General features: G+C 63.2%; 4 protein-coding genes. All 4 read left to right on the plus strand.

Annotation, left to right across the window (positions count from 1 at the left end; genetic code table 11):
* The gene (locus tag D7V88_RS37035; protein ID WP_372241176.1) at positions 1-96 is read left to right on the plus strand and encodes an IS3 family transposase; all 96 of its coding nucleotides are present in this window, start codon (positions 1-3) and stop codon (positions 94-96) included.
* A 330-nt stretch (positions 97-426) separates the two neighbouring features.
* Positions 427-1266, plus strand: coding sequence for a hypothetical protein (locus D7V88_RS37040; protein WP_120545290.1), 840 nt, complete (start codon positions 427-429; stop codon positions 1264-1266).
* 356 nt (positions 1267-1622) lie between these two features.
* Positions 1623-3974 (plus strand): dynamin family protein, encoded by a 2352-nt coding sequence (locus tag D7V88_RS37045; protein ID WP_158625242.1) that lies wholly within the window; start codon positions 1623-1625, stop codon positions 3972-3974.
* Complete coding sequence (locus D7V88_RS37050; RefSeq protein ID WP_120545292.1) at positions 3971-6712, plus strand: DEAD/DEAH box helicase; 2742 nt, start codon at positions 3971-3973, stop codon at positions 6710-6712. Before D7V88_RS37045 ends, D7V88_RS37050 begins: the two co-directional genes overlap by 4 nt.
* The last annotated feature ends 255 nt before the right edge of the window (positions 6713-6967 follow it).

The raw sequence follows: 6967 nt of genomic DNA on the forward strand, positions 1-6967 counted from the left end.
CTGTTCGACTACATCGAGGTCTTCTACAACCAGCAACGCATGCACTCGGCAATCGGTTACGCTGCGCCGGCCGAGTTCGAACGGGCAGCGGCATAGTCAACCTGTCCACGAAAGCGGATCACGCCCAGGCACCTACCGGGCTGCTCCAGTGTCCCCGACGGGATTCGAACCCGTGTTATCGGAGCGGGTGCAGGCCGCATCCGTGCAACCGGGAGCACCCGTGTGTACGAAGGCCTCACTCCGGAAGGATTCGCCACCGGTTGCACCAGTGCGCTCGAAGGTTTCGCGTCCGGCCAGCAGCCCCAAGGGGCTGCGCCCCAGACGCTCAAAGTCGGCAGTACGCTGATACCGGCAGAAGGATCGCGGTAAGTGACAAGAGAAGTTCCTGACCCAGCGCGCCCAAATGGGGACTACAGGTGGAGAGTCATGGCAAGCATGTTCGAGGCGATGGCACGGCACCGGCCTGAGTGGCTGGCCCAGGGCATCCTCATGAGGGCTGTGGAGACAGAGCCCGCTGTCCGAGCTTTGATGATCGAGCAGTTGGGAGAGAACCTCCCTCGTGAGGAGATTCCCGGTGTCACAGAGGAGGAGGTGACGGAGGGTGGGTGGCGCGCCGACGTTTGCGTGGCCTGGAAGCACCGAACGGCGCGCCTTGAGTTGAAGTTGTTGGCTGGCTTTACCAGACGCCAGGAGGAGGCGCTCAAGCGTCGAGAGGTCGACCTGCTTATCCTGCCGAGCAAAGAAGGTCGCGAACTGCCGGATGGTCTACCCGTTCTTACCTGGAGGGAGCTTGCAGACGCGGCATTGGATCCTTGTCTGAAGCAACTACTGGCTGAAGTGAGCGCCAGTTCCACCAGGAGACTTGAGGAGATCTCTGGGACCGAATTGGAGCAAGACCTCAACAGCTTCGTCGGGGAGCGAGAGGAGCGTCGCTGGGGCCTGATGTACCGTTTCCTGAGCACCGTTCATCAGCACCTGAACGAGGAGGCTCCCACGGAGTACCGTGCCAGTGATGGATGGGCACGTACACCCAAGGGTGAAGAGCCATACTACGGGTTCTGCTTCTGGCTTGGCGACGACGCCAAGCCCCGGTACTGGCTCGGCTTTTGGCGCTCCAACAACACGAAGAAACCTGTCTTCGGGCTCAGTGCCCCTAGTGAGCGCGGCCCGCCGGTACTCTTCGAGGAGCCCTTGAGCTTTAATGCCGGGGCGCTAGCGCGACGCATACTCTCCGAGGCCCGGGGCTATAACTGTCAGCCGCGATAGAACCTCGTGGAGCAGGCCCATCTTCGAACTTTCGGGGGGGAGGGGGAAGCCACACCGCTCGGACTCTGACGGGAGCGCGAGGATGTCTCTTCCCACCAGCAGCTCCCATCGCTCCGTTGAGTTGTCGCAGTGCTGCCATAGAGTTCATGAGCTCGGGTAAGTGCCAGAGCATATCATGCCGAGCCAGGCGGGACGCTCCGCTCCGGTGGATGTTGACGTCTCTGAGCCCGCCTGCTGGTGACACCTGGGTCATCACCACCACCAGTAGGTAGGCCCCTCTTCGCTCCCATGCGCTCGTGGTTGTCGATTAAAGTAAGGCCTTCTGGACGCACGGAATGCGAGTGCGAGGGGGTCACATGGCGAAGACGACGCTTGAGGCGTTACGAGGCTGGTTCGACGGCAAGGAGGGGCTGCGGGAGTTCCTAGTGGAGCACGCGCCGGACCGGGTCGAACTACTCGACGCTGGGCTCAAGCGGATCGAGGCCATCGAGGCGCTGCGGAAGGACCCCCTTCCAGTATGTTTTCTTGGGGGCGCAGGCGTGGGCAAGAGCACGCTTCTCAATGCGGTCGTGGGCGGAACCCGCTCTCTCCTTCCTGCGGGCGGGGTGGGCCCCCTGACCGCGCTCGCGACGCGGCTCTCCTTCGCGGAAAAGCCGTACTTTGAGGCGCGCTATCACGGAGGAGACAAGGTCAACCAGGTGCTCTTCGCTCTGGAACGGGCCTTCACTTCGGACGGAGCCGCGGCCTCCGAGGACGCCGGAGAGGATGCCGCGAAATCCGCAGACTCCCGCTCCGAGAAGCGAACTGCCTACACCCAGCTCGCTGCGCTCCTCATCCGAGGCGACCAGTTCAAGACCCAGGACATGCCTTACCTTATGGACGGACTTCGCCAGGCGCTGGGATCGGAGCCGAAATGGAAGGCGACCATCTCGCCCGACGATCTCCGGCGCATCGAGCGTCTCTCAGAGGTCCTCTCCAGCCCGGATCGGACCCGCCGGGTTGAACTCACCTCGGGTGCCGAGACCGCTTTCTACAAAGAGCTTCACGAGCATGCAGCCGGTTCCCTGGCACCGGTGATCCGGGAGCTGGAGGTCGGCTATAACAGCCCGATCCTCAAGAGCGGCCTTGTTCTCGTTGACCTGCCCGGCGTCGGAGTCGCCAACGATGAGTACCAGGAGGTCACCGCCGAGTGGATTCGTAAGGCGCGGGCTGTCGTGCTGGTGGTGGACCGCGCGGGTTTCACCAAGGCTAGCGCGGACCTCCTCAAGGAGACCACGTTCCTCAACAGCCTCCTCCACGACTCGCCTGACAATCCGGATCCCGCTCGGCTTGTCGTAGTGGCAACCAAGCTCGATCAGCCTGCGTTGGAGGAGCGGCAGCGGATAAAGGATTTGGAGCCCGAAAGCGTCCAACCCTTCGTGCATTACTTTGAGGACGTTTGCCGTCGTGCCGTTGACGTTATGCGCAACCAAGTGGAGACCCAATTGGTCTCTTTCGTGGAGGACGGGGCGTCGGCCACCCGGGAAGCTCGCGACGAAGTGGTGAATCGGGTGGTGGCCGGTCTGTCTGTGCACCCGCTCTCTGCCACCGAGTACCGCGCGCTCCTTCTCAGCGACGAAGATGCTCCGAGGCGGCTCAAGCGAATCGAGGAGTCCGGCGTGCCTGCCTTTCAGGAGAGCCTCCGCTCGATGGCGACTTCCCGCCTCTCTGATCTTGAGGCTCGGATTGCCACCCAGAAAGAGCTGTGGAGCACTCAGGCACGTACTGCCGTGGAGGTGGTCGTCGCGAAGTGGGATGAGGACAATCGCGCTGAGGAGGAGGCGCAGCGCCTCAAGCAAGAATTAGAGGAGTTTTCCAGAGGCCTGCGAACCGAGCTCGCCAACCGAGAGGGAGCCTTTCGCAATTTCCTCAGCGAGACCATGCCCTCCCTGATCGAGGCCGAGCTTGAGCGCGCCTCGCTGGAGGCGGAAAAGGCGATCCGCACGCGGTTGCGAAAATACAGGAGCTTCAACTGGAGAACCCTGCAGGCGGCGATTCGCAGGGGAGGGACCTTTCACGGTGCGAGGAAGGTCGAACTTCCGGTGGAACTCTCCCTCGAGTTTGAAGAGCCATTGGCTGTGGTGTGGTCGAAGAAGCTGCTCGTCGAACTCCGTCGGCGGACAAAGCTGATGGGAGAGGACCACGTTCAGCTTGTGGAGCCGATCGTTGGATGGGCTCGTAGCCAGGGTGCCCGGGTGAAGCCGCGGATGGTTGAAGCCCTCCACGAAGACCTCAAGGCGAGTACTGCCGATCTCGGTCAGGTAGGGAGGGAGGCCATCGATGAACTCAAGGAGACCGTCAAGCTTGAGCTCTATAAGCAGGTGGAAAAGGCGGTTCGCAGCCACTGCCAAGCCTTCGTCAAGAGCGGGGAAGCTGAAGGTGCCGGCGTGCTCAGCCGGATGATCGAATTCCTGGACGATAATCTCGGACCCTCGGTGGTGGATGCGGCAAGGCCGAAGGCCAAGGAGGTCCTCCTTCGTAACTATGAGAAGGTGCGCGACGACATCCGCTCTGTCTTCCGCCAGCGTTCCAACCCCATCCAAATGGCTGTGAGCACCCTGGTCGACTCGCACGAGGAGCACGTCCGCCGAAGCGACGCCCAACGGCGCAAGACCGTCCTCGCCCGTGGCCGCACGCTCCTCGCTGCCTGTCCAAGAGGTGCCGCATGAGCCGCCTCTACCGCCGCGACACGGGGCTGATGGCAATGCTCCGTGAACTAGACGACTTCGGAATCCGTGCTCTCGACCTCGCCCGTGCCCCAGGGCGATTCTGGGGCGCCGAAGGAACGAACGTCCCGCTTCTCACCTCAAGCGTTGACGCTCGCCGAGTCACCGCCGTACTGACCCCGGCCGAACTGCTCGCACTCCCGCCTGAGGCAGGGGACAGTTGGCTCGCTCGGAGTCGCAGGTCAGTGTCTGCGGCCTTCGCATGGTTCCTCCTCGCCGAAGATCCCCAGCGGAGGCTCGACGTCCGCCCAGTAGTAACTCTGGCCCACCAAGCCAGTCTGGTGCGGCACGTGCTCGACCATGCGAACCTGCGGCGTGTCCTGATCGCCGATGAGGTTGGTCTCGGCAAGACGATCGAGGCGGCGCTCATCATCGGCGAGCTCCTCGAGCAACAGCCGACGCTGCGGATCCTCTACCTGGCACCGGCCCGGCTCGTCGGCAACGTGATGCGCGAGTTTCGGCGGCTTGAGCTTCCCTTCCGCGCGTGGGTCTCAGGAGAGGAGGGGGACGCGCGGCTAGGTGGGAAGAACGGGGATGCTTGTGTGGTGGCGAGCATCCACCGGGCTGTCCACCCCAGCCACGTCGACAAGGTGTCCCGAACCGAATGGGATGTCCTTATCGTCGACGAGGCTCACCACCTCTCGGACTGGGCGGAAGGTGGCGGCAGTCCCGTTCGCAAGTACAAGCTCGTGCAGGAGATCGTGAGCCATCTTGGCCCGGAAGGCAGACTCTTCCTCCTTACAGGCACGCCGCACCAAGGACACGCCGCCCGTTTCGAGAACATCCTCCGGCTCCTCAAGAGGCCAGGAGAGTCGGACGAAGCCGTGCGCGGCCGGGTTATCTACCGCACCAAGGAGGATGTCAGGGACTGGGATGAGCGGCCGCTGTTTCCGCTACGCCGGGTTCGGGAACCTGTTGCCGTGGATCTCGGCGCGGAGCACCGGCGCTGGCTTGAGAACATCCATGACTTCTTTGAACCGGAGCGCAATGAACGGCCGGGGGACGCCCGGCGGCGGGCCGCGACCTGGCGCTGTGGGCTTGCCCTTCAGTGGGCCACCTCGAGTGTGCAGGCGGGCCTCGGGTTTCTGGTGCGCCAAGCACTCCGCGCTGGCGCGAACCTGAAGCTGCGCGGGCTTCAGCGAGCCCTGACGCTGCTCCGGCCCTATCGGGATGGGCAACCCGACGAGCCTGTCGTACGCCTTTTCGAGCGGATGCAGCACGACATCGTTCGACAGGAGCAGACGTCCTCACTGGAGGATCTCGAAGACCTCGAACCCGAGCACCCTGCCGTGGTGCAACTCGACAAACTGTCGCACCTTCTTGAGGAAGGCTCCGCGCTCCTTGAGCGAGATCCCAACAAGAAGTGGGACATCCTCTTCGAGCAGGTCCTCCACGATCTCGGTGAGGAGAAGGTGGTCCTCTTCGCCCAGCCTATCGAGACCGTCACGGCGCTGTGTGGCTACATCGAGCGGAGGACGGGCAGGCGTCCAGCGAAGATCATCGGCGCTCAGAGTGAGCAGATGCGTACCGAGCAGATCGACGCCTTCTGGCGGTCTGACGGTCCCCAGTTCTTGGTCTCGTCCCGGGCAGGTGGCGAGGGGCTCAACCTGCAAGTGGCGAGGCGCCTTGTCCATGTGGATGTCCCCTGGAATCCAATGGAACTTGAGCAGCGGGTCGGTCGCGTCCACCGCTTCAAGTCCAGGCGCACCATCCTCGTGGATACGCTGGTGGTGAAGGACAGCCGCGAGGTGGATACTTACCGGGTCGCGCGGGAGAAGCTGCACAGCATCGCCCGCACGGTCGTGGCCCCCGAGCGCTTCGAGGAGCTCTATTCCCGGGTGATGGCGCTCGTCCCACCGGAAGAACTCCAAGATGTGATGGGAGAGCGCCCCCTAGGGCCACTCGACCCGAGCGAAACCGATCGTATCAACAAGCTCGTCACCGAAGGATTCGAGCAGTGGCGCAAGTTCCATGATGAGTACGCGGGCAACCAGCGCAAGGTCAGGGCGCTTGATCCAGGTCAGGCGCGCTGGAGCGATCTCGAATCGCTACTCACCGAGGAGCTACAGGCCCGCCCACTCCACGACTTCGAGGTGCTCCGCTTCCGTACAAGCGAGGAAGAAGTTGTCGATGCTTCCGAAGTTGCGACGGTCTTTGAGGTAGCCGGCCGCCCCCGTGCTTGCGGCGACTACTCAGGTATGCCCGTCACCGGCGCGCGCGGCGCTACTGCCGACGCCATCGGCCTCAATAGCCCTGAGGTCTCCGCCGTGCTCCGGCACCTCGCTTTTCCCGAGCGCCCGAGTGGCGCCGCGGTGTTGCGATGGCCCGCAGGCCGACCTCAGCTCACCAGCACAGGAGTCTTGGGGCTCGTGGTTTTGGCGAGGCAGTCGCTACGGCAGCAGCAGGGCACATGGGTCGAGCACCGGCTTGAGTTGGAGGGAAGCCTCATCCGTACAGATGGTGCTCAGCAGCTCCCTCCGACAGAGCTAGCGGATCTACTGAGGAAACTCCGTGGCGCGGTCGCGGTAAAGGAGCCCGTCATCGACGCGTCTCTGCTGGGTTCCGTCAAGGGTATCGAGTCTCAGCGCTCGCTCGAACTCCGGCAGCCGAGCGACACCGATCACCGCGACGGAATTCGCCATGTTGTCTGGCCCGTCCTCGCTGCAGTCTTCGTGACCTAAGAACCTATTTCGGGTAGGGAAGAAGGTCGGCCTTCTGCTGGTGTGAAGAGGCAGGAGGACGCGGCCATGGGGTAGTGAAGAAGGACGACGGCTGGCGGGTGCCAGACGAATTGTGGCGACGCATTCAACCCCCAGTGTCAGCGTAGTTGTCGCCTCGGCTGAGCAGCCGAGGTGACCACCTGAGCGGGGCGAGCAGGAAGACAACGGTGCCGTATACGGACGCATTCAAGAGTCAGATGGTGAAGCGGATGCTGG

The sequence above is a fragment of the Corallococcus terminator genome, assembly GCF_003611635.1.
In the GTDB taxonomy this organism is placed as follows: Bacteria; Myxococcota; Myxococcia; order Myxococcales; family Myxococcaceae; genus Corallococcus; species Corallococcus terminator.

Excerpts from the sequence above, each read along its gene's own strand:
- D7V88_RS37040 (WP_120545290.1), top strand. The coding sequence starts at position 427 with ATGGCAAGCATGTTCGAGGCGATGGCACGGCACCGGCCTGAGTGGCTG.
- D7V88_RS37045 (WP_158625242.1), top strand. The coding sequence starts at position 1,623 with ATGGCGAAGACGACGCTTGAGGCGTTACGAGGCTGGTTCGACGGCAAG.
- D7V88_RS37050 (WP_120545292.1), top strand. The coding sequence starts at position 3,971 with ATGAGCCGCCTCTACCGCCGCGACACGGGGCTGATGGCAATGCTCCGT.